The organism is Deinococcus sp. Arct2-2 (assembly GCF_004801315.1).
Lineage (GTDB): Bacteria > Deinococcota > Deinococci > Deinococcales > Deinococcaceae > Deinococcus.
Window position 1 is genome coordinate 21,160 of the sequence record NZ_SSNW01000041.1, and the last position, 25,713, is coordinate 46,872.

Annotated in this window: 22 protein-coding genes; 6 read left to right on the forward strand and 16 right to left on the reverse strand. The window is 62.0% G+C overall.

What is annotated here, in order from left to right:
- Nucleotides 1-20 precede the first annotated feature (20 nt).
- On the forward strand, nucleotides 21-1,631 hold the full coding sequence (locus E7T06_RS15650; protein ID WP_168733584.1) for a FecR domain-containing protein: 1,611 nt from the start codon (nucleotides 21-23) through the stop codon (nucleotides 1,629-1,631).
- The gene (locus E7T06_RS15655) at nucleotides 1,615-3,111 is read left to right on the forward strand and encodes a CHASE2 domain-containing protein (protein ID WP_136366708.1); all 1,497 of its coding nucleotides are present in this window, start codon (nucleotides 1,615-1,617) and stop codon (nucleotides 3,109-3,111) included. Before E7T06_RS15650 ends, E7T06_RS15655 begins: the two co-directional genes overlap by 17 nt.
- Before the next feature lie 185 nt (nucleotides 3,112-3,296).
- Here E7T06_RS15655 and E7T06_RS15660 read toward each other — a convergent pair whose 3' ends face one another.
- The 16 genes from E7T06_RS15660 to E7T06_RS15735 all read right to left on the reverse strand — a co-directional run bounded on the left by E7T06_RS15660 (nucleotide 3,297) and on the right by E7T06_RS15735 (nucleotide 19,931).
- Entirely contained in the window at nucleotides 3,297-4,745 is a 1,449-nt protein-coding gene (locus E7T06_RS15660; protein WP_136366709.1) for an NADH-quinone oxidoreductase subunit N, read from the reverse strand.
- The gene (locus E7T06_RS15665; protein ID WP_136366710.1) at nucleotides 4,746-6,170 is read right to left on the reverse strand and encodes an NADH-quinone oxidoreductase subunit M; all 1,425 of its coding nucleotides are present in this window, start codon (nucleotides 6,168-6,170) and stop codon (nucleotides 4,746-4,748) included.
- Between the two features lie 169 nt (nucleotides 6,171-6,339).
- The gene (nuoL, locus tag E7T06_RS15670) at nucleotides 6,340-8,256 is read right to left on the reverse strand and encodes an NADH-quinone oxidoreductase subunit L (protein WP_136366727.1); all 1,917 of its coding nucleotides are present in this window, start codon (nucleotides 8,254-8,256) and stop codon (nucleotides 6,340-6,342) included.
- A 9-nt stretch (nucleotides 8,257-8,265) separates the two neighbouring features.
- Nucleotides 8,266-8,568, reverse strand: a complete 303-nt coding sequence (gene nuoK / locus E7T06_RS15675; protein ID WP_136366711.1) for an NADH-quinone oxidoreductase subunit NuoK — start codon at nucleotides 8,566-8,568, stop codon at nucleotides 8,266-8,268.
- Entirely contained in the window at nucleotides 8,568-9,182 is a 615-nt protein-coding gene (locus E7T06_RS15680) for an NADH-quinone oxidoreductase subunit J (protein ID WP_136366712.1), read from the reverse strand. Before E7T06_RS15680 ends, nuoK begins: the two co-directional genes overlap by 1 nt.
- A gap of 145 nt (nucleotides 9,183-9,327) precedes the next feature.
- Nucleotides 9,328-9,867, reverse strand: a complete 540-nt coding sequence (gene nuoI / locus E7T06_RS15685; protein ID WP_136366713.1) for an NADH-quinone oxidoreductase subunit NuoI — start codon at nucleotides 9,865-9,867, stop codon at nucleotides 9,328-9,330.
- A gap of 76 nt (nucleotides 9,868-9,943) precedes the next feature.
- Complete coding sequence (gene nuoH / locus E7T06_RS15690) at nucleotides 9,944-11,116, reverse strand: NADH-quinone oxidoreductase subunit NuoH (RefSeq protein ID WP_136366714.1); 1,173 nt, start codon at nucleotides 11,114-11,116, stop codon at nucleotides 9,944-9,946.
- Nucleotides 11,116-13,305 carry an NADH-quinone oxidoreductase subunit NuoG gene (nuoG, locus tag E7T06_RS15695; protein ID WP_136366715.1) on the reverse strand — a complete coding sequence of 730 codons (2,190 nt, stop codon included), beginning with the start codon at nucleotides 13,303-13,305 and terminating at the stop codon, nucleotides 11,116-11,118. Before nuoG ends, nuoH begins: the two co-directional genes overlap by 1 nt.
- Nucleotides 13,302-14,642, reverse strand: a complete 1,341-nt coding sequence (gene nuoF / locus E7T06_RS15700; RefSeq protein ID WP_136366716.1) for an NADH-quinone oxidoreductase subunit NuoF — start codon at nucleotides 14,640-14,642, stop codon at nucleotides 13,302-13,304. Before nuoF ends, nuoG begins: the two co-directional genes overlap by 4 nt.
- Nucleotides 14,639-15,253 carry an NADH-quinone oxidoreductase subunit NuoE gene (nuoE, locus tag E7T06_RS15705; protein ID WP_136366717.1) on the reverse strand — a complete coding sequence of 205 codons (615 nt, stop codon included), beginning with the start codon at nucleotides 15,251-15,253 and terminating at the stop codon, nucleotides 14,639-14,641. The genes nuoF and nuoE overlap by 4 nt, the downstream gene beginning before the upstream one ends.
- The gene (locus E7T06_RS15710; protein WP_136366718.1) at nucleotides 15,253-15,708 is read right to left on the reverse strand and encodes a hypothetical protein; all 456 of its coding nucleotides are present in this window, start codon (nucleotides 15,706-15,708) and stop codon (nucleotides 15,253-15,255) included. Before E7T06_RS15710 ends, nuoE begins: the two co-directional genes overlap by 1 nt.
- 11 nt (nucleotides 15,709-15,719) lie before the next feature.
- The gene (nuoD, locus tag E7T06_RS15715) at nucleotides 15,720-16,955 is read right to left on the reverse strand and encodes an NADH dehydrogenase (quinone) subunit D (RefSeq protein ID WP_136366719.1); all 1,236 of its coding nucleotides are present in this window, start codon (nucleotides 16,953-16,955) and stop codon (nucleotides 15,720-15,722) included.
- A gap of 151 nt (nucleotides 16,956-17,106) precedes the next feature.
- The gene (locus E7T06_RS15720; RefSeq protein ID WP_346763214.1) at nucleotides 17,107-17,886 is read right to left on the reverse strand and encodes an NADH-quinone oxidoreductase subunit C; all 780 of its coding nucleotides are present in this window, start codon (nucleotides 17,884-17,886) and stop codon (nucleotides 17,107-17,109) included.
- 13 nt (nucleotides 17,887-17,899) lie between these two features.
- Nucleotides 17,900-18,436, reverse strand: a complete 537-nt coding sequence (locus tag E7T06_RS15725) for an NADH-quinone oxidoreductase subunit B (protein WP_064014384.1) — start codon at nucleotides 18,434-18,436, stop codon at nucleotides 17,900-17,902.
- A gap of 153 nt (nucleotides 18,437-18,589) precedes the next feature.
- Nucleotides 18,590-18,925, reverse strand: coding sequence for an NADH-quinone oxidoreductase subunit A (locus E7T06_RS15730; RefSeq protein ID WP_136366720.1), 336 nt, complete (start codon nucleotides 18,923-18,925; stop codon nucleotides 18,590-18,592).
- Between the two features lie 547 nt (nucleotides 18,926-19,472).
- Nucleotides 19,473-19,931, reverse strand: coding sequence for a hypothetical protein (locus tag E7T06_RS15735; protein WP_136366721.1), 459 nt, complete (start codon nucleotides 19,929-19,931; stop codon nucleotides 19,473-19,475).
- Between the two features lie 75 nt (nucleotides 19,932-20,006).
- Between E7T06_RS15735 and E7T06_RS15740 the strand changes: the two genes are divergently transcribed.
- The 4 genes from E7T06_RS15740 to E7T06_RS15755 all read left to right on the forward strand — a co-directional run bounded on the left by E7T06_RS15740 (nucleotide 20,007) and on the right by E7T06_RS15755 (nucleotide 25,404).
- Nucleotides 20,007-20,915, forward strand: coding sequence for a carbohydrate kinase family protein (locus E7T06_RS15740; protein ID WP_136366722.1), 909 nt, complete (start codon nucleotides 20,007-20,009; stop codon nucleotides 20,913-20,915).
- Nucleotides 20,916-20,938: 23 nt separating this feature from the next.
- Nucleotides 20,939-22,099, forward strand: coding sequence for an acyl-CoA dehydrogenase family protein (locus E7T06_RS15745; protein WP_136366723.1), 1,161 nt, complete (start codon nucleotides 20,939-20,941; stop codon nucleotides 22,097-22,099).
- Nucleotides 22,100-22,294: 195 nt separating this feature from the next.
- Nucleotides 22,295-23,437: an LCP family protein gene (locus tag E7T06_RS15750; protein ID WP_240741107.1), complete on the forward strand. Its 1,143-nt coding sequence runs from the start codon at nucleotides 22,295-22,297 to the stop codon at nucleotides 23,435-23,437.
- Nucleotides 23,438-23,784: 347 nt separating this feature from the next.
- Nucleotides 23,785-25,404: an alpha-amylase family glycosyl hydrolase gene (locus E7T06_RS15755; protein WP_136366724.1), complete on the forward strand. Its 1,620-nt coding sequence runs from the start codon at nucleotides 23,785-23,787 to the stop codon at nucleotides 25,402-25,404.
- Nucleotides 25,405-25,713: the final 309 nt, after the last annotated feature.

Consider the following 25,713-nt stretch of genomic DNA (forward strand, 5'->3'; position numbering starts at 1 on the left):
TCTTCGCTTAGACTAGAAGTGTGAAGTTGTCTGCCTCTGTTTCCGGTGCCCCAAGTCTTCAAATCTGCGTTCCCTTGCGGGGCGGTCTGTCGGCTGGCATGTTGGGCATCGGGCTGTGGGTGGGCGCTTTGGGCCTTGGGCAAGCCAGCGCACAGGCCGCCTTCCTGACGGTGCGCGACGCAGCGGGCCGGGTAGAGATTCAGGAAACGGGCAACGTCTGGCGCACGCAAGCCGGAGTCTCTGCCGTTGCGCTGGGCCTGAGAACCGGAACGGGCCGCGCCGTCTTGCAAAGCGGGACAGGACAAGTTGTGGTGGGCAGTGCATCCAAACTCCGAACCTACCTGAACGAAGCCGACTTGCTGGAAGGCCAATTCCTGTTGCGCGGCCCAGTGGCGGTGCACGTGCAGGGCAACCATCTGTTTGTAGACGGCACGGGGCAAGTGCGCGTAGACCTCGCTCCCGGCGGCTCTACACTGCGGGTAGCAGTCATCAGCGGTTCAAGCCGCTTGGCTATAGGCACGCGGGTTACCAGCGTACAGGCAGGCCAACAAATTGCGCTGAAAACCGGGCAGATCAGTGAGTTCCGCGAAACCGATCCTTGGTACGCGGCGCAGTTTAAGGGAGCCGGAACCGCCACCATAGAAGCCACACGCGGCGCAGTAAAACTGTTCCGGGGCGGGGCCACGCCCATCAACGCCGCTGTGGGCGACGATTTGGCCGCAGGCGAGCGCCTGACCACCGACACGGGCGCGTGGGCCGAGGTGGGCTTTACGGGCGGCGGCTACCTGCGACTCACCGAGCAAAGCGAACTGAGCGTCATTGCCATAGACAAAACCTCGCAGGGCCGCGAAGTGACGTTGCAACTGCTGCGCGGCAGTGCGTGGAACGTGGTGGAAAAGGGACAGGGCGGCTACAAGATCACCACGCCAGTGGTCAGTACGGCAGTTCGCGGAACTGTCTTCCGGGTAGATGCCAACGGCCTCGTGAAAGTCTTTGAAGGCCAAGTGGCCCTGCCCAGCGATGAAGACGCCACCGTATCGCAAGGCGAGCAGCGGCAGCAAGGCGGGGAAGCTCAGCCGCTCACGCCCGACGCCCTCGACGCCTTTAATTTGGCGCGGGACGCAGAACGGGCGCGGCCCCTCGTCTTCAAACTCGATCCCACGCCTGCCAGCCTGAAAGACCTCGCCCTGTCTGCCCGCAGTCTGCCCGACGCCACCGTGACCGCCACCATCGCTGGGCGCACCGTAAACCTGAGCGCCTCAGAGGGAACGGAAGGCCTGTTCCGGTTGGAACGCCTGCAAGACACCCTTCCAGAAGGAGACTATGCCGTGCAGGTGAAAGCCACCCGATTTGGGCAGACGGTCACGCAAACGCGCCAGATTCGCCTTGACCGCACCGCGCCCGTTCTGAGCAACCTGCGGGCCAGTGTCAAGGGCCGCATTCTGACCCTCACCGGACAGGTGGCAGACGCAGGCACAGCCCAGCCGCTTCTGACCGTCACAGTAGGCAGCCTCAGCTATAGCTGGCGCGTGCAGGGCAAGTTCAGTGTGCTGCTGCCTGCGTCTGCTGTGCCTGTCCGGGTCGGCGTGCAGGATGGAGCCGGAAATGAGAGTTATGCTGTCCTCCCCTGAACGCTCGCTGGCCCGTTACACCGTTCCGGCGGCGGCAGCGTTGGCGGTAGCCCTGGCCCTGTTGGTGCCCGACAATGTGCGCCTGCAGGACGCCCTGAACCGCGCCCTGCCCAGTCCCGCCGATAGCCGGGTGGTAGTGGTGGGCATCGACGACGCCAGCCTGCGCGATTACGGACGGCTCGACAGTTGGCCGCGTGAACTGTACGGCCAAGCCCTGAATACGCTGGATGAGGCCGGGGCGCGGGCCATCGGCATAGACGTGATTCTCAGTGATCCCAGCAACAACGACCAACGCTTGGCCGACGCCTTCAGTCGCCCCAACGTAGTGCTTGCCACCGCCCCCGGCGAAGACAGTGCCGCCGCCCACCCCGATTGGCGCTCCCCCACAGGCGTCAGCGCCCTGAACATTGCCCGCGACGGCGTCGTGCGCTCCTTTCAGGCGGCGTACCAAGAAAGCGACTCGGCTTCGGCCCAAAGCAAACTCGTGCCCAGTTTGGCGCGGCAGGTGGCGGTCATTGCAGGCCGCACCCTGCCGCTCGACACGGCTCCGCGTGTACTGCGCTACAGCCGCCCCGATCTGGAGCGCTTGCCTGTGCTGTCTTTCCGTGATGTGGTCAACGGCAATGTGCGCTACAGCGATCTTCAGGGCCGAATCGTACTGATCGGTCTGACGGCTACCGGGCTGGGCAACGGCGGGCTGGGCGGCCAAACCCTGCGCGACGTCACGGGCGAAGTGGTCTCCGGCGCAGTGCTTCAGGCGCGGGCCGTATCCAGCCTGCTCAGCCCGCCGTTTCAGCAGATTCCGCTGTGGATAACGGCGCTGCTGTGTGTGCTGGCCGCCAGTGCTGCGGTGCTGGCGCGGGGGCTGTGGGGCTTTGGCATCGCGCTCCTGGCGCTGTCGCTGGCTTTACCGCTGTGGCTTGCCAATATCGTGCTGCCGGGCGTCACGATTTCGCTGGCGGCCATTGTGGGTACGGCGCTGGTGGCGCTGGAACGCTGGTGGAATCTACGGAACATCGGCACCCTTGATCCGCTGACTGGGTTCGGCAACCGCCTCGCCTTTACCCGCGCCGTAGAGCACCGCTGGGGCGCACGCGCCGAACGCCCGCTGGGACTGCTGCTGGTAGACCTGAGCGGCTTCCGCAAAGTCAACGATACCTACGGACGCACCGCCGGAGACGAACTGCTGCGCGACCTCGCCGCCCGTATTCAGACCCACAAGCGCCGGGGCGACGTGATTTTCAGGTGGGGAGCCGACGAATTTGCCGTGCTGCTCGACAATACAGACGACCTCGATTTGGCCGTCATTACCGAACGCGTGCAGCGCACCCTCGATACCATCGCTTACCGCGATATTCCGCTGCGGGCCAGCGTGGGCGCAGCCACCACCACACCCGATATCCGCACGCCCGTAGAACTGATCGAGGCCGCCAGCCGCAGCCGCTACCGCATGAAGTACCAGCGGGAGCAGAGGGAGTGAAGGAACGTGGATTGTGGAGGGCAGAACGTGGTGAACAGAGGTAAAAAGATAAAGAGAGGTAATGAAGGAAGGCCGCCCAAGTTGGACGGCCTTTTTTGGTGCGCTCAGAACTGAATGGGTTGTGGATAGAGTCGGTGTGGGTGGGGGTTGACCACAATCCACGATCTACCCCCCAGCCTCCCTCCCTACCTTCCCGCCAAGAACTGCCAGATCGCCGGGTTCTGCACCCAGCCATACCAGATATTGGGCAAAATCCCCAGCACCGTCACGCCCAACACGCCCAGCACAACGGCAAAGTTGGTGGGGGTACGTTGACCATTGGGGTATTCGCGGGCAGGCGTGCGGTCTGGCATAAACATCAGCATGCCGGGGCGCAGGTAGTAGATGAGTGCAGCCACGCTGGTGAGGGCTGCCAACACACTGATCCAGACGTAGCCATTTTGGAAGGCCGCCTGAAACGCCAAGTATTTGCCGAAAAATCCGGCGAAGGGGGGCAGACCTGCCAGCGACGCGAGGCACACGGCGAGGGCCACCGCGTAGGCGGGATGGCGGTAGTACAGGCCGCGCAAGTCGTCGATTTCCATGCCCAGTTCGTCACGCTGTAACGCCGCCACCACAGCCAAAGCCGCCGCCGTCATGAGGGTGTACACCAGCAGGTAATAGCCCAGCGCCGCGCCGCCCGCTTGGGGGGTTCCCAGCAGGCACATCGCCAGAAAGCCCGTGTGGGCCACCGCCGAATACGCCAGCATCCGCTTGAAGTTGCGCTGCAACAGGGCCGCCGTATTACCGATGATCAGGGTGGCCGCTGTCAGAATTTGCAGTACCGAGGCCCAACCGGGCGCGTCGGCCAGTGCGCCGCCAAACACGCGCAGCATTCCGGCAAAGGCCGCCACCTTGACCACCGTACTCAGGAACAAACTGACACTGGTAGGAGCGCCGCTGTATACGTCCGGCGTCCATTGGTGAAAGGGAGCCAGCGCGACCTTGAAGGCAAAGCCCGCCAGCAGCAGGAGTGCCCCGCCCACCAGAATGCCCACGTTGGCAGGTGTGAGGCCGCTGGCTTTGGCGGCAATTCCGGCGTAACTCAGGCTGCCCGTTGCGCCGTACACGAAGGCGATGCCGTAAATGAGGATGGCGCTCCCGACTGCGCCCAGCAGGAAATACTTCAGGCCCGATTCTTCGGCGCGGCGCGAGGCTTGCAGGGTAGCCAGCACGTACCCGCTGAGGCTCATGATTTCCAGTCCGATCAGCATCACGATCAGGTCGCCGGAAAAGGCAATGAGCAACGTCCCCGTGATGGCGTACATCAGCATGGCGTCGAATTCTGGGAAAGAGACGCGGGCGCGGTAGGCCGTGTCTAGGCTGACCAAGAGAGTCATGATGCTGCCCACCAAGATGGTGAGGCCCAGCAAAATAGCAGCGTTATCGGCTTGCAGGCCGCCGCCGAACGCCGTAGCGCCGCTGTTCCAGAGGGTCATCATGCTGACGCCCGACAGGACCAGCATGACCAGATTGATGATGGTGAGGGCGCGGCGCGGCAAGTTGAACCCCAGCACCGTACTGGCAATGGCTCCCGCCAGCACGATCAGGATGGGGAGCATGGGCGCGAGGGCCACATCAGGAATTTGCAGCATTCAGTTGCCTCCCAGCGCGGCAAGAACAGTTCTGACTGCCGGTTGAATCAGGTTGAGGGCCGGAGCCGAATACACGCCAAACAACAGGGCCACAGCCAGCGGCAGTCCCAGCACCAGCCATTCGGTGCTGTGCAAATCGGGTACGCGCACCCCACCCAGCGGGCGACCTTGCCAAAAGGTGGTTTGGAAGGCGCTGAGGGCGTACACGGCGGCGGCAATAGTGGTCAGGCCCGCCACGAACGCGATCCACGGCTGCACCTGATACGCGCCCAACAGGATGCTGAATTCCCCGACGAATCCGGCAAAACCGGGCACGGCGATAGAGGCGAACCACAGCGCCATCGTGAGGCCGCCCAGTGCGCCCGCCTGATTCATGACGCCGCCCACGCGGGTATCGAGGCTGCCGATGCGCTCCTGAAGCATTCCGACGGCCAGAAACAGCGCCCCGGTATACACGTTTTGAAAGGCCAGCAGGTACATAGACCCGATGACGGCGGTTTCGTTGAGGCTGAACAGGCCCAGCGCCACAAACCCCATGTGAGACAGGCCCGCGTAGGCCAGCAGCCGTTTCCAGTTGGTTTGTCTGAAGGCGATCCACGCGGCATACAGCGCGGTAAACGCGGCCAGTCCCATCAGAATGGGGCGCAGTTCCTCAGAGGCGTCGGGGAACAGCGTGATGCCGAAGCGGAAGATGCCGTAACCGCCCACTTTGTACAGCGTGCCCATCAGATCGGGAACGCCGCTGTCGTGGTTTTGCTCGTGGAAATCAGGCAGCCAAGCGTGCAGAGGCCACAGCGGAAGCTTGACCGCCATCGCCGTCAAAAAGCCCAGATACAGCCATGTTTGGGCCGGGCCAGTGACCGGATTGGCAACCAAATCCACCAGCGCGAAGGTGGGACTGCCACCCAACGACTTGATACCGATGATAGACACCAACATCAGCAAACTGCCAAACAGCGTGTAGGCGGCAAATTTGACCAGCGCCCGCATCCGGTGGGCTTTGCCGTAGATCGCCAGCATCAGCAGGGCGGGCAGCAGCGCGTCTTCGAAGAACACATAGAACAAGATCAGGTCGCGGGCGGCAAAAATGCCCAACAGGCCGGTTTCCATAGCCAGCACCAGCGCCAGCATCGTGCCCGGATTGGCAACGCGCCGCGAGGCGTACAGAATGGCGATCAGGGTCATGAACGCCGTGACCAGCGCCAACGTCAGGCTCACGCCGTCCAGCGCCACCGAGTAGGTGATGCCCAGCGACGGCACCCAGTTGATACTGAACAGGTCTGCGCCGCCCGCCCGCCAAATGGCGAGGCCGAGGCCCAGCGTCACGGCGGCAAAGAATCCGGCGACTTCCTCGCGCCAACGGACGGGGGTAATCAGCAGCAGCAGCGACCCCAGCAGCGGCAGGAAAATCATGAAATGGATCATTGGGGGCCTCTGGAGTGGGAAGCGAGAGATCGTGGATCGTGGATTGTGGATCGTGGGGAAAGGCACTGGGACTGATGGTTTTGCATCGTTTCAAAACGCGTCAAGCTAGAAAGACAATGCATCTCTATCGACCTGTCCACGATCCACGATCCACCCACCACACTCCGCCTCACGCCCCACTTCCAATCGTTTTCAGCGCCCAGTAGCCCAGCATCAGCGCTGTGCCCAGCAACATAGACACCGCGTAGGCGCGAACAAAACCGCTTTGCCAGAGGGTAAACAGACCTCCGGGTGCTGCGGCGTTGCGGGCAATGCCGTTGACCACGCCATCGGTGCCCCGATCCATGCTGTCGAAGGCTCCGGCGAGGGCGCGGCTGGGGCGACTGACGGTGTTGTCGTAGAGGGCGTCCAGATACAGCGCGTTGGTACTCAGTGCGCCCAAAGGCCCATCAGCAAGGCTGCGGCGGCGGTGTTCGGAAGCGGCCCACAACAGCCCGATCACGCCCGCAGCGACGGCCAGCGCGGTCAGCAGCCATTCGGTACTGACGGGAATTTCGTGTTCGTGCAGCGGAATGGCGCGGCCAATGTAAGTATCGAAAGCGTGGTTGCCCCCGATAAAACCGGGGATATTCAGCAAGCCGCCAAACGTAGCAAGGGCGGCCAGAATGCCCAGCGGCACTTTCATGGTCAGGTCGGCGTCGTGCGGGTGGGCCACGTTACCCCGGTACTCACCGCGCCACACGAGGAAATACCAGCGGCCCATGTAGAAGGCAGTGAGGAGTGCCACGCCCAGCCCAATTACGTATAGAAACGGGCTGGATTCGTAAGCAGCGGCCAAAATCGCATCTTTGGAGAAGAAGCCGCTCCAGATGGGAATGCCCGAAATAGCCAGCACACCCGCCAGCGAGACGAGGTGCGTAAACGGCATGAACTTCCTCATGCCGCCCATCTGCCGCACGTCCTGCTGGTCGTGCAGGGCGTGAATGACCGCGCCCGCCGCGAGAAACAGCAGGGCTTTGAAGAAAGCGTGCGTGAGCAGGTGGAACACGCCCGCCGAGTACGCATGCAGGCCCACCGCCATGAACATGTAGCCCAGTTGCGACACAGTGGAATAAGCCAGAATCTTCTTGATGTCGTGCTGGTTGAGGGCCGACAGTGCGCCGTACAGCGCCGTCAGGCCGCCGATCCACGCCACCCACAGCGAGGCGTTGGGGGCGAGGTCGTACAGGAAGTGGCTGCGGGCCACCAGATACACGCCCGCCGTGACCATCGTGGCCGCGTGAATCAGGGCCGATACGGGGGTGGGGCCAGCCATCGCGTCGGGAAGCCAGGTGGTGAGGGGCAACTGGCCGCTTTTGCCGATTGCGCCCACCAGCAGGAACAGGCAGGCCAGTTCGATTCCGGCCACTGCTACCCGCGTCGATTCGGCACGTTCGGCCAATTCGGGAATAGACAGCGTGCCGTACAACTTGTAGATCAGGAACATGCCCAGCATGAAGCCCAAATCGCCGATGCGGTTCATGATGAAGGCTTTGCGGGCGGCGTTGGAATTGCTGATGCCCTCGCGGTTGCTTTCATCGGCCAATTGGGGATCGGTGGTGGCAGCGTGGCGTCCGGCGTACCAAAACCCGATCAGCAGGTAAGACGCCGCGCCCACGCCTTCCCAGCCCACGAACATGAGGGGGTAGGAGTCGGCCAGCACCAGAATCAGCATCATCGCCACGAAGAAATTCAGGAACGCAAAAAAGCGTGTGAATTTGGGATCGTGGCTCATGTAGCTCAGGGAATAGACGTGAATCAGGAAGCCGACGCCTGTGATGATGAGGGCCATCAGGGCGCTCAGTTGATCGAGGTAAAAGCCGACGCTGAGGTTGGCGTTGAGGGCCATGTTGGGCAGCCACGTCCACAGAATTTCGTGGGAGGGCGTGTCGGTCTGGCCGAAAAAGCGCACCAACGCGACTAGAAAGCTGGCGAGAACGGCAGCCGAACCCAGCAGGCCGCCGGACTTGCCGGGAAACAGCCGCGGGAGGCAAATTAAGAGGGCGAAACCGAGGAGCGGAAACAGCGGGAGAAGATAGAGGGGCACTGTCTGCACTCAGCCTTTGAGGGTGGCGAGGTCATCCACGTTGGTGGTTTCCCGCTTGCGGAAGATGGCGATGATGATGGCGAGGCCGATGGCGACTTCGGCGGCAGCCAGCGTCATGACGATAAATACGGCAGTTTGCCCAGTCAGGTCGCCCCACGAACGGGCAAAGGCGACGAGGGCGATATTGGCCGCATTCAGCATCAGTTCTACGCTGAGGAACACCATGATGGCGGTGCGCCGAGTGAGGACACCGATCATGCCGAGGGCGAACAGAATGCCGGACAGGGCGATGTAATAGGTGGTGGGAACCATCAGGCACGCCCCCTTTCTTTCAGTACAGCTTCTTGGGTTACGGCTTCAAAAATCAGGCCAGTCTCCGGGGACAGCACTCCGGCGGGTTCGGTGTCTGGCACGCCGTCGGGCTGAGGCACGGGCCGCTGCACCAGCGCTACTGCACCCACGATAGCCACAAGCAGCAGCACACTGACCGCCTCGAAGGGCAGTAGGAAGCGCGTCAGCAGGGTTTCTCCGACTGCTCCCGCCGTGCCGTCGCGCAGGGCTACCGCCGATTCGGTGAGGGGACGGGGGTCTTTGTAAGTAAAGGCCAGCACCACGAACGCCCCGGCCAGCAGCGTGCCGCCGATGCCCGCCAACTCGCGCACAAACGGCACGGGGTCGCGCCCAGTCACGGGCTGGTTGGCATTCAGCAGCATGATGACGAACAGGAACAACACCATGATCGCCCCGGCGTACACGATGACCTGTGTGGCCGCCAAAAACGAAGCGTTCATGGTGGCAAACAGGCCGCCCACGCTGAGCAGGGTACCGACCAAACCAAGTGCGGCGTGAACGGCGTTGCGGGCCGAAATGGTGATGACGCCGCCGACGAGTGTAAGTGCGCCGAGGATAATAAACGCGAGCATCATGCAGAGTACCTGCTTGGGCGGCGAAGTGGCGGGATGTCTAAGGGTCGAGGGTCACAGCGTTTAAGAACACCGTGTCTAAGAACCCCAACGGCCCGACACCTCAGACCCTTAGACGCTTTGACCCTTTGACCTGCATTGCAGCGCGTCATTGAGGGTACGTCACCCCCTCCAATTCGGCTCTTGGGCCGCCCTCAACTTTGAAGCCGAGGCGCACCGGCTGACCCTTGCGGGCGGCTTCGCGGCGTTGGGGCAAGCTACCTTCTACGCCCACCAGCATGTCTTCCTTGGCGTACACGAAGTCGCTGTAGCGGTAATCGGCCATCTCGAATTCGTTGCCCATGACCACTGCTCCGGTGGGACAAGCTTCTTCGCACATGCCGCAAAAAATGCAGCGCAGCATGTTGATTTCATAGACGCTGGCGTAGCGTTCGCCGGGGCTGGTGGGATTAGCGGGGTCGTTTTCGGCGGCCTCTACATAAATGGCGTAGGCGGGGCAGGCGGCGGCGCACAGGCTACAGCCGATGCATTTTTCGAGGTTGGTGCCGGGATGCCGGGTCAGCACATGCCGCCCACGAAAGCGGGGCTGTAAAGTGGCCCGCTGTTCGGGGTAGCTGACGGTCACGGGCTTTTGAAACAGTTTGCCGAGCGTGATGCCCATGCCCTTGGCGATCTCAAGGACGCCCATAGTTGCCTCCGGCAGTAAAAACAGTGAGTGAGAAGTGGTGAGTGGTCAGTGGAAAAAGCGGGAACGACACGGGCATTCAGTCTCCCCCAGCAGGCCGCGCCGGAGTCAGGTTTACATCTTCGCGGCGCACGGTGGGAGCCGTCCACAGCACGCGCATCCGATCACTGAAGGCGATGAGCAAAGCCACACCCGTAACGCCCAACAGAACGAGGAGCAGGACGCGCACCCGGCCTGTAGAAAAGGCGATGATGGCCGCCGTGAGTACCGTGTTGGCGAGGGCCACCGGCAGCAGCAGCTTCCAGCCAAAGCGCATCAGTTGGTCGTAGCGTAGGCGGGGCAAGGTGGCGCGAACCCAGATAAATAGGAACAGGAACGCCGCGATTTTGGCGAACAGCCAGATAAAAGGCCAACTGGCGATGCCGGGAATCAAGCCTTCTAAAAACGCTGGCCCCCGGTAGCCGCCGAAGAACAGCGTCGCCATCACCGTCGAGGCGGTAATCATGTTCACGTATTCGGCCATCTGAAACAGCGCCCATTTGATCGCGCTGTACTCGGTCAGGTAGCCCGCCACGATTTCTTGCTCGGCTTCGGGCAAGTCGAAGGGCGTGCGGTTGGTTTCGGCAAACGAACTGATCAGGAACAGCACGAAGGCGGTGAGTTGAAACATGATCATCCAGCCGCTGTTGGCCTGCCAGTTGGTGATGGCGTGAAACGATGTGGAGCCGACGAGCATCAGCAAGCCGAGGACGCTGAGGCCCATGCCGAGTTCGTAGGAAATCATCTGGGCGCTGGAACGCAGGCCGCCCAGAATCGGGTATTTGCTGCCCGACGCCCAGCCGCCGAGGAAGATGCCGTATACGCCCATGCTGGTAATCGCCAGCAATGCCAACAGTCCGGCGTCGAGGTTGTACACCCAAGGATCGGCCCCGAACAGGCTTCCGGCAGGGCCAGCGGGCAGGCCACCGAAGGCCGTCAGCGCACACCCGATGGCGATAATCGGCGCGAGGGTGTACACCAATTTGTCGGCCAGCGTGACCGTCAGGTCTTCTTTAAAAATGCTCTTGATGGCGTCAGCGAGGGGCTGGAGGAGACCCATCGGGCCGACGCGGTTTGGCCCCAGCCGAATCTGCATCCGGGCCAACAGCCGCCGCTCGATCAGGGTCATGTAGGCAAAGGTGGTGAGCAGGCCGAGTGCCACACCTACGCCCTTCAGCAGCGTAATCAGCAGTTGAATAATCCAATCCGGCATCAGTCATCGCCTCCAGCCAAGCTTGACCCAGCCATCGGCAATTCCCACTTGTTTTCGACCAAGCTTTCGATCCGGTCTACCCACGTGGCTTTCCAAGAATCGGGTTTGAGGGTCATGCGCTCTGTCCAGAGTTGCGGGCGGTGAACTTGTCCGGTGGGCGCGGTGTACACGGGGCCGAGGGGCCGAATGGCTCCAGCTTCGGGCAAGTCGGTCACGTCTACGCCGAGGCGGGTCTGAAGGAGTGCCTGAGCAGATTTGAGGCCACGAATGCGGGTTCGCAGGCCCAACGCTTCGGCCAATGCGGCCAGCGTGCGGGTCAGGTCGGCAGCTTCGCCCGCGTTCAAGGCAGCTTGTTGCAGGGGCAGGAGGCGGCCTTCTACATTCACGGTGGTGCCGCGCTTTTCGTAGTTGGTGACGGCGGGCAACACCACATCGGCGGCCTGTGCGGTGGCGGTCAGGTGCGTGTCGTGGACGATGGTAAAGCCGCTGGGGCGCTGGCCGGTGGCGACGGGATCGAGGCGGGAAATGAAGGCCGCCCGCGTGTGATTGACGGCGGCATAGCCTTGCCCACCACTGCGCGGCACGAGATTCAGGTGCGCGAGGCCCCGGCTGTTGGCGGCAGCTGGAATAGCCATCACTTTGGCCCCAGTGCGCGAAACGAGGTCACTCAGTTGGGTGGCAAACGCGCCCGCCGAAGCACCGTTCAGCACGTCTGCACCCAAAATCAGCACCGGATTTTTGGCACTGTTCAGCAGATTCAGAGCGGCCCGTGCGCCTTCGGAATCGGGGCGAATCAGGGTCAGGAGGTCAACGTTGGCAGCCTCGACAAAGGTTCCAGCATTGCCCGACAAGCGGGAAGCAGAGCCGATGACGGCCAACTTTTCCGGCTTCCGCGCAGGCCGTTCGACTAAGCGAAGGTCAGCAATGGCCGTGCCGTGCGCGTATTCCGGGGGCAAGATGCCGCCACGCAGCATTTCCAGCACGCGCAGTTCCACGATCGGGGCTTCCGCACCCAAATCTGCGCCCAGCACGACTACGGCGTCGGCGGTAGCAATGTCGTTCAGCGTGGCGTTCGACAGGACTTCGGCGGGGTAGCGGGGCCAGTGATCCACCGAATTCGTGCCCGTCAGCGCGGCCAGAGCTTCCAGCGCCGCACCTTCTTCTAGGGTGGAATCGGCGTGCAGGAATAGGGCAAGATCGGCGGTGTTCATGCCGCCTAAGCCCGCACGAATTGCGGCGATGGCTTCATCCCAGCCCGTTTCCACCAGTTCGCCGTTTACACGAATCAGCGGTTTGGTCAGCCGGGCTTCAGACGCGAACACGTGCCCGAAGCGGCCCGCGTCACAAATCCAAGCCTCGTTCACGTCGCGGTTTTCGCGGGCCACCACACGCTCTAGGCGGCCATTGCGGGCGTCAGCGGTGATGGAGCATCCGGCGGGACACAGCGTACAGGTGGTGGGCGTGTGATCGTATTCCCAGTTGCGGCCCCGGAAACGGGCCACGTTGTCCAGCAGCGCTCCCACCGGGCAAATATCGGTGATGTTGCCCTGAAATCCGGTGGGCAGGCCGCCCTCTTCGGTGTCGATGAAGGTGTGCCCGCCGCGCTCGATAAAGTCCAGCACCTCTTGCCCCGGCACTTCCTCGAAATAGCGCACGCAGCGTTTGCAGTGAATGCAGCGCTCCTGATCCAAGATCACGAAGTCGGACAGAGGGTAATGCTTGTCGGCGTGGCGGCGGTCAAAGCCGAAGCGGCTTGCGCCGTAGCCGTACTCGAAGGCCCGGTCTTGCAGTTCGCACGCGCCGCCCTTGTCGCAGGTGGGGCAGTCCAGCGGATGGTTCAGCAGCGTGAATTCCATCATGCCCGCCTGCGCTTTGGCAACCACGTCGGACGTGGCGGCGGTGCGAATGTGCATGCCCTCGGTGGCCTGCATGGTGCAGGACGCCATCGGTTTGGGGAACCAGAAAATCTTGGGCGTAGCAGCGTCGCCCTCCCCTTCCATCACAAAAGAGCCGTCGGGGTTTTTGCGTGGGCTGCCCGATTCGATCAGGCACATCCGGCACGCGCCCACGGGCGACAGGTACGAGTGGGCGCAGAAAAACGGCACATCCTGCCCCGCGTGGAACACGGCGTCGATGGCCGAAGTTCCGGCGGGCAGTTCGACTTGGACGCCATCAATGGTGACTTTCATGCCTCTTTCCACCTTTTGCGCGGCCCATACAGCGGCGTTTGGGTATTCGCCAGCGCGTCATATTCTTCCCTGAACAATTTGATGCTGCTCAGCACCGGCCCGAGGCAGGCATCCGCCAACGCGCAGAAGCTGCGGCCACCGATGTTTTCGGACATATCGAGGATCAGTTGCACGTCGCCGGGTTGCCCATGTCCGCGCACCTGTTTCTCATACATCCTGACCATCCAACTTGAAATCCCTTCGCGGCAGGGCGTGCATTTGCCGCAGGATTCGTGGGCATAAAAGCGAACCATGTTCCAAGTGGCGTTCACGATGCAGTCGGCCTTCGGAATCAGGGTGACGCCCCCTGTGCCCAGCATGCTTCCGGCGGCGGCAATGGCCTCGTAATCCATCGGCGTGTCCAGCGTTTTGTCGTCGTAGGGCAGCATGGGGCAACTGGAACCGCCGGGAATCACGGCCTTGATTTCTTCCAGCGGGCCCCCTGCCCAGTCGAAAATCAGTTCGCGGAAGGTGGTGCCCAGCGGCAACTCGTACACGCCGGGCCGCGCTACCGGGCCGCTGATCTGAAACAGCTTCATGCCCTTGCTCTTTTCGGTGCCCATGCCCGCGTGCCAGTCGGGGCCAAATTTCAGAATCTGGGTGGCGGCGCAGAAGGTCTCTACGTTGTTGATGGTGGTAGGCAGCCCGTACAGACCAGCAGCAGCGGGGAACGGCGGCTTCAGGCGCGGATTGGCCCGCAGTCCTTCCAGCGAGTTCATCAGCGCGGTTTCTTCGCCGCAGATGTACGCGCCCGCGCCCCGGTGCAGGTGAATCTGGAAATCGAAACCGCTGCCCAAGATGTTCTGGCCCAACAGCCCGGCATCCCGCGCCTCGTGGATGGCGGCCCAGATACGCTCGGCGGCATGGACGTACTCGCCCCGGATGTAGATGTAGCCCACCGAGGCCCGCATGGCAAACGCGGCAATGATCATGCCCTCGATCAGTTGATGCGGGTCTTCGGAGAGTAGGTAACGGTCTTTGAAGGAACCGGGTTCGGACTCGTCGGCGTTGCAGATGATGTAGTGCGGTTTGCCGTCGTTGAGCGGCATAAACGACCACTTCAGGCCAGTGGCAAAGCCCGCGCCGCCGCGTCCACGCAGGCCGGATTTCTTGACCTCATCAATCACCGCGTCGTTGCCGATGGCAAAGGCCCGCGTGACGGCCTGATAGCCCCCGTGTTGGCGGTAGTAAGCAAGCGTCCAGCTTTGATCTTGGCCCACATGGGCATACAGCGTGGGTGCAAAACGGGGGTCTTTGCCGCTGGTGATGGGCTTGGGCGGCGTCAGGGTGGCGGTCATGCAGTGCCTCCGGTCAGGGGAGAAAGGCCGCCGATGCTGGCCCCCACCATTTCTCCGTTTGCCAGCGTTTGCCGCCCCTCGGCGTTCACGGTCACGGGCACCAGATTGTCGGGCGTGGGCGGCGCGTCGGCGTGCAGGGCGGCCAGAATGCGGGCGCACTTGCTGGGGGTCACGTTCTCGTAGTAGCCCTCATCGGCAATCTGCATCATGGGGGCCGTGCCGCAGGAGCCGAGGCATTCCACCTTCTGCACGCTAAATCGGCCATCGGGCGACACTTCGCCGGGTTGCACGTCCAGCGTTTCTACGAGGTGATCCCACAGTTCGTCGCTGCCCGCCAAGGAGCACATCAGCGTAGAGCAAACTTGAAGGTGGTATTTGCCCGTGGGAACCGTGTGGTAGGTGGAATAAAAACTCATGACGCTGCGAACTTCGGTGGCGGTGGTGCCGCACAGCGCGGCAATTTCGGTCATCTGTGGTTCGGACACGTAGCCATGTGCATTTTGTACTTCACGCAGCAGCGGCATCAGCGCCGAGCGGCGGCCCTGCGGTGAGCCCGGATAGCGGCTGAAAATATCGGCCACGAGGGGTTGTTTGTCTGCAAAGTAGGTCATTAATTCTCCCACACCGACCAGAGGACTTCCTCTAGCTCACGTAATCGAGATAGTGCGCATCCAGAAGCTTCGAGAATGCTCATGATTCTGCCGCGATTGGTGGCATCGTTAAAAACGATTTTTTGCTTCACCGTATCTACCTTATTTTGGGGCAGGTCTTGAACTCGCCTTTCAAGGGCAACGTCCCATGCACGCATTGCATTAAGTTCCTGACCATCGGGAACACAAAATCCAAGACCATGTTCGTCGGAAATGACATAGGCAATGTCTTCCAGATGGCTTGGGCCAAGCTGGAAAAGCAGGTTGATTCGGTAGATACAAGTATCCACAATTAAATTGGCAACGCAAAATTGTCCTGTGCCTTCGTTGTAACTAGCTTCAAGTTCTTGAGGTAATAGACTTCCGAAAAATCTCCTATTGATCTCGCTATTTAAGCTGAATGTCGTGTTGGTCATCTCCAAAACACTCACCGATCCACGTCCCCCAGCACTGGGTCAATGGTTGCCAGAATGGTGATCAGATCGGCGAACTGGCTGCCCACACAGGCATATTCCAGCGCCTGCAAATTCACGAAGCTAGGCGCACGGATTTTCACTCGGTAGGGCATAGAACCGCCGTCCGACACGATGTAATACCCCACTTCTCCGCGTGCGCTTTCTACGGGCACGTACACTTCGCCCACAGGCGGATGGAAGCCTTCCGTGACCAGTTTGAAATGGTGGATGACCGCTTCCATGCTGGTTTCGAGTTCGTGGCGTGGCGGCAGGCTGATCTTGCGGTTCGGGTCTTTGACTGGCCCCGGCTTCAGCATTTTTAGGGCCTGCCGCACGATTTTGGCGCTCTCGCGGAACTCCATCAGGCGCAACTGGAAGCGGGCGAGGCTGTCCCCGGCGGTGCTGACAGGCACGTCGAATTGGTAGTTTTCGTAGCCGCAGTATGGGTTGGCCTTGCGGTGATCGAGAGCGACGCCGCTGGCCCGCAAGTTTGGCCCGGTCAGGCCCAAATCGAGCGCCACATCACGCGGAATGACGCCGACGCCTGTGGCCCGGTCAAGGAAGATCGGGTTTTTGGCGAACAGGTTCTCGTACTCGGTCACGCCCTTCTCAAACTGCTCGAGGAACACGGATACGCGGGCGGGCCAGTCTTCGGGAATATCGCGGGACAGGCCGCCTACACGGAAATAGCCCTGATTCATGCGGTAACCGCACACCGACTCGAACAGGTCTTGCAAGGCTTCCTTTTCGCGGAAGGCGTAGAAGAAGGGCGTCAAGGCTCCCAAATCCAGCATCCCGGTGCCCACGAATACCAAGTGGCTGTGAATCCGCCCAAGCTCGTGCAGGATGACCCGGACAATGGTGGCCCGCTCCGGCACCTCGGCTTGCAGCAGTTTTTCCACGCCCAGCACGTAGGCCAACTCGTGCCCGAAGCAGTGCAGGTAATCGGTGCGCGGCGCGTAGGTGACGCCCTGCTGGTAGGTGCGGTTCTCGAAGGTTTTCTCAAAGCCCGTGTGCAGGTAGCCCATGTGCGGCGTCACCTTGATGACGTATTCGCCGTCCATGTCCACCACCAGCCGCAAGACGCCGTGCGTGCTGGGGTGCTGCGGCCCCACGTTCAGGCTCATGATCTCGGTGTGCATGAGTGCGCCCGAATTCTCGGCATCGCGCTCGATGGGGGCAAGCTTTTTGGACTGTGTGACCGTCATGGGGTTGCCTCCAGCGCGGGTCTAAGGGTCAAAAGGTCTGAGGGTCTAAGGTGCTGGTGCGTTGGCTTGTAGGCTTGTGGGGTTCTTAGACCCTTAGACACTTTTTTCGCCGTCCCACTCACCACTACCCACTCACCACTCACTGTTCTTCTCACTTCGGCCCACCTTCCGGCATTACCGGCGGCATCCGGTCTTCGCCTTGGCCCCGGCGCAGTTCTCCCCGGTAGCCGGTCAGGCCGCGCTGCTGCCCGCTGAGGCCTGCGCGGAAGGTGGCTGGGTCAAGGAAACGGCCCTCACGGAACAGCGTCGGCGTTTCGCCCAGCGGAAAATCCTTGCGGAGCGGGTGGCCTTCCAAGTCGTCCGGCGTCAGGACTTTGCGGAGGTCGGGGTGACCCACAAACTCCACGCCCATCAGGTCGTACACCTCGCGCTCTAGGTAGTTGGCGGCCTTCCACACCGGATACAGGCTGTCCAGCGGTTCGCCGTCGTGCAGCCACACCCGCAAGAACAGGCGGCGGTGGTCGTCGGGGTGGTAAACGTTGTGCAGCACCGCAAACCGCTTGGGCCGGGGGCTGGTGTAGGCGCTGTAGTCGATGCCCACCGTGTCCATCAGCATGAAGCCGCGTGCCTTGAGTTGCATTGCCACTTCGCGCAGTTGCTCGGCGGGCACGATGGCAGTCGGTTCGGCAGCGTCGTCTTCGGTGAGGCCCAGCGCGGCCATCAGCGGTTTCACGTCGCGGGGATCGGTAGGATTGAGGCCCTGCGCCGCCAGCGAATGCCGCCCCACAGTGGGGTCGTCTACGGGCACAGGCCGGACTTCTGCCACTGGCCGCACCGGTTGGCTCTGAGAACTCTGCATGCTGGCGTTGCGTCCGGTCAATTTTTCGGTGTTGCCGCTGCCACCAGAACCATCATTGCCGCCCCCCGTCACAGTGTTCCCCCCTTCACCGCGTCCACGCATCCACCATCGGCAACTGGTGGCCCAACTGGTCGAAGGCTTCGCCGCGCACTTTCTTTTGAAGCTGCATCACGGCGTAGATCAGGGCTTCGGGGCGCGGCGGGCAACCGGGCACGAAGATGTCCACAGGAACCACGCTGTCTACGTTCTGCACGATGGCGTAGTTGTTGAACATGCCGCCGCTGCTGGCGCACGCGCCCATGCTGATGACCCATTTGGGATCGGGCATCTGGTCATACACCCGCCGCATAATCGGGGCCATTTTTTTGCTGAGACGTCCAGCCACGATCATCACGTCGGCCTGACGTGGCGAGGCACGGAAGACTTCGGAGCCGAAGCGGGCCAAATCATTGCGCCCATCGGTGCTGCTCATCATTTCGATGGCGCAGCAGGCGAGGCCGAAGGTGGCGGGCCACATGGAATTGCTGCGGCCCCACGCCACCAATTTTTCGAGGCTGGAAAACAGGACGCCTTCGGATTCCAGTTCCTGCCAGTCGCGTTCGAACAGTTCTTTGAGTGGCATACATCTACCTCTGGTGCTTGTGTAAGGGTCTAAAGGTCGAGGGTCTAAGGGGGTGGGGCGTTGGAGGTGGAAGGTGAACCCCCCCGTTGCTGTGCAACGCCCCCCCTTAAGGGGAGGACAGGAAAGCAGCGCTCAGACCCTTAGACAGCCGGATTACGCCCACTCCAGCACCCCTTTTCGCAGGATGTAGTAGTAGCCCACCAGCAACAGCAGCACAAACGTCAGCGCCTCGAAGAAGGCGAAGGGGATCAGCTTTTGATAGGCCACTGCCAGCGGGTAAAAGAAGGCGGTTTCGATGTCGAAGACGATGAATAACATGGCGACGAGGTAGAAATGGACGGGAAAGCGCTGGCCGGTGCCGACGCCGCCACCCTCAGGATCATTGCCGCTCTCGTAGGCCATCAGTTTGGCGCGGCTGGCTTTTTTGGGGCCGAGAATGGCACTGACCACAACGGCCAGCACGCCAATTCCCAAGGCGATCAGCAGCATGATGACAAAATTCGCGTATTCGATAAGACTGCCCTCCTAGCGCCCCAAACTCTCTTGTACCCGCACCAGCTCGTGAAAAACAGCACGAGCTGTAGGAAAAAAAGAGAGGGGCCAAACGAACTTGCCGTACAACCTGTGCGGAAATTAAGCTGTGGTACGCCCCTAGTTTTATCACGAACCTCGGCGGCTAGGGCGGAATAAAGGCACAAGCGAATGCACAAGTTGCCGCGCCAAGCAGACCACAAGAATGTCAGGCCGCATCCCCCGAATGGCTTGGATGCGGCGGCTGGTTCTGCTGCGGAAATGTGGGCTGTGAGCCATGCACCCTAAAGCAGTGGTCATAAAAGAAGGGTGACCTGTGGCCCCCTCACCCCTCTCTACTGCGTAGCTCTTCGAGTCCCACAAGGGGCGAGGGAAAATACTTTTGTCATCTGTCAACTGCTCTAGCCGTGTGCTGCTGATAATTTTCAAACTCTCAGCCCGCTTAAAACCAGAAGAATCCGGCCACCACGCCTTTCCCACTCACCACTTACAGCTTTATTTCCCACTACAAATCGCCAAACTCGGTCACAGCCCGCGCCAAAGCGTCCGTCGTGGTGGCCTGATGGCCTGCCCATGCCAGCCAAAGGGTGTACAGGGCGCGTTCGGCGGCCATCAGCGCGGCCTTGACGCCGGGGGTGGCTTCGTCGCCCGATGCGGCTAAGGCCAGCGTCAGGTGTAATTTGGCGTGCAGGTAGCGGTTTTGCTCGGTGCGGAAGCCGTCATAGATGTACACCACGCCCTCCCACGCCGGAGAAAATGAATGCCAGATCAGGTGCGTCACGGCCTCATGGCTGCCGATACAAAGCTGCGCGGCAGGAATACCATCGGGCGTCAGGAGTTGGCGCTCGAAGCAGTGCTGGGCCGTGAGTCCACTTACATCGCTGTCCACACTGGCACGAAAACGGGCCTGAATGACGCTGCGGGCGGAGTCTCTGGCCGTGGAGTCACGCGGAGTGTAGGACATAGTGAGCCTAGTATATTCTGTTTTACGCTAAGTGTCATGGGGCAGGTGAGCGCCAAGGCTGCGCTAGCCTGAGCCGTGCCCAATTCTGTTCCCCTCCGTGTGCTGGTGGCTGGCAATACCAACACGGAACTTCATGTGCAAACGCCCGTCTTGCCTCTGCCAGACGCCGAAAACACGTCTTATTCGGATGGTTTGACGCTGGGCGTCAGTGGAGTGGGGTTTAACGTGGCGCACGCTTTGGCACGGCTAGGGGCCGAGGCAGGTCTGTTGACCTTTGCTGGAACTGACACCGCCGGGGAGCTGGTGCGTTCGGCATTGGCCCGCGCTGGCATTCGCGCCTGTGTGCAGCACACGCCCGCGACGCCCTTGTCGTTGGTGTTGTCGGGGGCAGATGGACAGCGCCAGATTCACCGGGATTTGAAGGGAACGGAAAGCTTGGGAATTGATGCACAGGCGTTCCAGTCAGCGTTGGCCGGGGCTGACGTGGCCGTGCTGACCAACGTGGGCTGGACGCGCCCGCTGTTGCCACTGGCACGGGCGGCGAGCGTGCAGATCGTGACCGACTTACAGGCGACTCCCGGCCCAGCGCACCCTTATGACCAACCCTTTTTAGCCCATGCCGACGTGCTGTTCCTGAGTGCCGAACGGCTGACCCTGCCGCCCCTAGACGCGCTGCGGGCCTACCGCGAAAGGTGTGACCCGGGAGTGATCGTGATTTCTCTGGGCGCTGATGGGGCGCTGATGTCGGAACGTGGGCAGCCTCCGCACCATCAGCCCACCGTATTCACCCGCCCCATTATTACTACCAACGGTGCCGGGGATGCGCTGCTTGCGGCCTTCGTGTGGGCCTATTTCGGTGGACACGCTGCATGGGAATCGCTGCGGCTGGCCTGCACCTTCGCCTCTTGGAAGTGTGGCGAGATGGGCGGCGCGGCGGGCCATCTGTCTGGAAAAGAACTGTCGGCGCTGTGTCTGACGGGATAGCTTGGCCTGTGACCACTTGGCCTATGACTGCCTCCACCCTCTCCCCCACCGCCCACCTGACCGCCGAGCAACAAGCCGTAACGGTGCGGGCGGCGCAGGCCATAGCCCAACACGCCGAAGAGTGCGAAGCCGCGCAGGACGTGACCGAGGGCGCTGCCGAAGCCCTACGCCGCAGCGGCTACACCCGCCTGACCCTACCCACCGCAGAGGGCGGCTTAGGCGCGAGCCTGACACAGTTTGCAGCAGCACAGGCCACATTGGGCGAGGCGGGCGCGGGGCTGGCCCTGATTTTGGCGATGCACGGGCATATCGTGGGCGCGGCGTTCGGGGGGCGCACCTTACCGGATGACCTGCTGAACGCTCTCGCAGACGCCAGCCTTGCCGGAAAGCTGGTGAATGCCCTTGCCAGTGAACCCGAACTGGGCAGCCCTTCTCGCGGCGGCTTGCCCCGGACTGCCGCGACGCCGGACGGCCCTCATGAATCAGCACTGGGTGGCTGGAGCATCAGCGGGCGCAAAACGTGGGCCACCGGAGCGCGGGCGCTGGACTTTGCGCTGGTGAACGCCGCCACACCGGATGGGCAAGTCGGGCGCTTTTGGGTAGACCTGAAGGCGGCGGGCGTGACGATAGAGCCGACGTGGACGGGCGCTTTGGCGTTGCGCGGCAGCGGCAGCCATGACGTGGTGTTCGGCGGTGCAGCGGCCCGCTTACACGCGCCCCCCAGCAGCGGGCATCCGGCCAGCGCTGCGTGGTTCTGGACAGCCATCGCCGCCACCTATTTGGGAGTCGGCTGGGCCGCCTTGCACGCCCTGATCGCCTATGCCCGCCAGCGTACCCCCACCGCGCTAGGAGCGCCGATTGCCACCCTGCCCCGCGTTCAGGAACAGGTGGGCCGAATTGCCGCCGAACTTCACGCCGCCCGCGCCTTGTTGCACTCTGCAACGCAACACTGGGACGCCCACCCAAACAGCGCCTCCGTGCCTCTGATTGGTGCGGCCAAAGCCTACGCCACCAACGCCGCCGTAAATGCCACCGACTTGGCCGTTAGAACAGCGGGGGGCGCGGCCCTGACGCCTGCGCTGCCGCTGGAGCGCCTGCTCAGAGACGCCCGCGCTGGCCTGACGCACCCGCCGAGCGACGAGGCGGCGTATACGGCGTATGGACTGAGTTTGCTGAACGAATGAGATGAGGGGATTGGAAAGGCGTCTAAGGGTCAAAGGGAGGGCAAAAGCTCAGCCTCCATCCCTTCTTAGACCATAGACCCTTTGACCCTCACCACCCAGCCAACTAGACGCACACCCAACTGACTGCCATTCCCCCTACAGCACTGCATCTTTGGGATGTTGGCGCGGCGGCCCTGCGCCCGCTACACTCGCCCTGTGCGCTTTGGTGTGGTTGTTCTTGTTGCTCTGGCGGGGGCTGTGGCCCTCTGCTCTCCGGCTGTTCCGGCCCTCGCCCGCTACGGCACGCTGCCCCGCAAGGCCGACGCTCCGGTCACGGTATTGCTGGCAGGCGTAGCGCCCAAATATCCTCCGAGCGCGGTGTGGCCCTATCCAGCCATACCCGAGGATTACGGTGGCGCGACGGATACGCTCATGCTGGCGCAACTGCGGCCCGATGGCAGCGCCCAGCTGCTCAGCATTCCGCGCGATACTTGGCTGAACATCCCGCGCTGGGGCTTCGGCAAAATTAACGGCGCGAACGTTCATGGTGGTCCCGACATGCTGGTTTCGGCGGTGGAAAGCCTGACCGGGATAAACGTAGACGCCTACGCTCTGCTGAGCCTGCACGCGGTACGCTCGATGACCGATGCGGCGGGCGGCGTGACCCTAGATGTGGCCCAGCGCATGAAATACGACGATACGGCGGGCAAACTGCACATTGATTTGCAACCGGGACGGCAACATCTGAACGGTGAACAGGCCGAAGGATTCCTCCGCTTCCGCAAAGACGGCTTAGGCGATATAGGACGTGTGGCGCGGCAACAAACCTTCCTGACCGCTTTTACGGGCAAACTGAAAAGCCCCATGAACGTGTGGCGCATTCCGGGCATCGTGGGAGCGCTGAACTCCAACGTGAAATCCAACCTGTCCCGCGCACAGGTGGGGGCGCTGCTGGGCGGGGCGCTGAGTGGGCCAACGGTGGCCATGCACACCCTGCCCGGCGACTTTGGCGGCGGCGGCACTTGGATTCCGAACCGCAGCGCCCTGCGTACCCTTGTGGCCGAACATTTCCGCGATCCCAACGACCCACGCACCCTGAATATCGCTGTGGTGAATGTGGCTGCCCCCGACGGCAGCGCCCGCCGCCTCAAGGAAAAGCTGGAGGGCATGGGCTACCAAAACGTCAGTATTTCATCGGCACTGGGCAGCGCGGCCACTACCACGGCGTCAGGCACGGCGGCGGCGCGGGTGCTACAAGATGTGGGCTACGGACGGATAGAAAACAGCCAAACTGCATCCAAAAGTGCGGGCGGCGCAGACGTGACGGTGCGGCTGGGGAGCGACACGCCAGCGAACTGAATGGGCATTGGGGATGGCGCTTAGAACGTCTGAGGGTCTAAGGAAAGGCGAAGGGCAATCGCTGCGCTCATTCACCCCCTCCCCAACCCTCCCCCCTCAAGGGAGAGGGAGCAAACAGCCTAAACTCCTAGCCCTTGCCTTTCGCCCTCGCCCCCTGCGGGACTGGAACAGCTCGAAGAGAGGGGGGGCGCTGCACCGCAGCGGGGTGAGGGGAAGTGAGCAACGCGAATGCCCTTGACCTCGCTTAGACCCCACCCACGCAACACAACCGACACTCACGTCCCTTTGTCTAGACTTCCTTTCTGAAACGATTCAGACTTCCCGCCATTCCTGCTAGGATTTCTCCTATGACACAGGCTCCACAGGCTGGCGAAGCGACGCTGACGGGTGAACTGAAGTGGTGGCAACACGGCATCATCTACCAGATCTACCCCCGCTCCTATCAAGACAGCAACGGCGACGGCGTGGGCGACCTGCCGGGTATTACGGCGCGGCTGCCGTATATTGCCAGCCTCGGCGTGGAGGCGGTGTGGCTGTCGCCCATTTTTACCAGCCCCATGCGCGACTTTGGCTACGATGTGGCCGACTACTGCGATATAGACCCACTGTTTGGCACATTGGCCGACTTTGACGCGCTGGTGGCCGAGGCGCACCGCTTGGGCCTAAAAATTATGCTGGACTACGTGCCCAACCACAGCAGTTCGGATCATGCGTGGTTTCAGGAAGCCATTTCTAGCACCGACAACCCAAAACGAGACTGGTACGTGTGGCAAAACCCTGCGCCAGACGGCGGCCCGCCCAACAACTGGAAGTCGTTTTTTGCTGGCCCCGCGTGGACACTGGACGAAGCCAGCGGCCAGTATTACCTCCACCAGTTTTTGCCCAGCCAGCCCGACCTGACTTGGCGCAACCCCGATGTGCGGGCCGCCATGTTCGATGTGCTGCGCTTTTGGATGCGGCGCGGCGTGGACGGCTTCCGGGTGGATGTGATCTGGCTGTTGGCCGAAGACGAACGATATTTGGACGAGCCGGAAAACCCCAACTGGCAGCCCGGCCAGCCCGATCACTGGCGCTTGGAGCATCCTTATACCCAAGACCAGCCTGAAACGCACGAGTACATCCGCGAGATGCGCCGCGTGCTGGACGAATTCGATGACCGAATGATGGTGGGCGAAATCTACTTGCCCATAGACCGCCTACTGCCCTATTCCGGCACGCCCGACGCCCAGATGGTGCACCTGCCCTTCAATTTTCACCTGATTTTGCTGCCCTGGACTGCGAATGAGGTGCGAGCCTTTGCCGACAGCTACGACGCGGCCAGTCTTGCGGCGGGCGCGTGGCCCAACTGGGTGCTCGGCAACCACGACCAGCACCGCTTCAAGTCGCGGGTGGGGGCGGCCCAGTACCGCGTGGCCCAAACCCTGCTGCTGACCCTGCGCGGCACGCCCACCGTGTACTACGGCGATGAACTAGGCATGGAAAACGTAGCCATTCCCTTGGAGCAAATGGTTGACCCGGCGGGCCTGCAACAGCCGGACGTGCCCAGCGCGAGCCGCGACCCCGAACGCACCCCGATGCAGTGGCAAGCTGGCCCCAACGCCGGATTCGCCCCCGCAGGCGTGACGCCTTGGCTGCCCCTCGCCTCCGATGCCGACACGGTAAACGTGCAGGCCCAGCAAGACGACCCACACAGCGACCTGAACTATTTCCGTGCCCTGACCAAGCTGCGCCGTGAGTATCCGGTGCTGCTGGGCGGCGACTACCGCAGCCTAGACACCGCCCACAACGATGTCTTTGCCTTCCAGCGCACAGAAGGCAGCCAACGCCTGACCGTCCTGCTGAACTTCGGTGCAGAAGTGCGGGACGTGGCGGGCATGGCAGGCCAAACCGTCCTGAGCAGTCTGAACGATGTGCCGGACAGTGCAGCCGCCCTGCGCCCCAACGAAGCGCGAATTATCTTGAACTGAGCTGGGACGGCAGGGGAGGACAAGTCGTCTGGGCTTGTCTTCTTGTTCTTTGGCTGTGAGTCACCAAGCAGAGGCGTGATTTGCCCTAGTCCTTTCTTAGACCCTTCGACCCTAGACCCTATATACGGAATTAAAAAGACTCCCGTACATGTGATTTTTCCCTCTCCACCTGTGGGAGAGGGGCGCTGTGAAACAGCGGGGTGAGGGGGCGTTTCGGCGGCGTACCCGCCCAATGCAAGGGATTCATTTTAACTTCGTATGAGAGACTGTCTGGAAAGCTGAGAATCAGGTAGGAACTGCGTTCTGCTG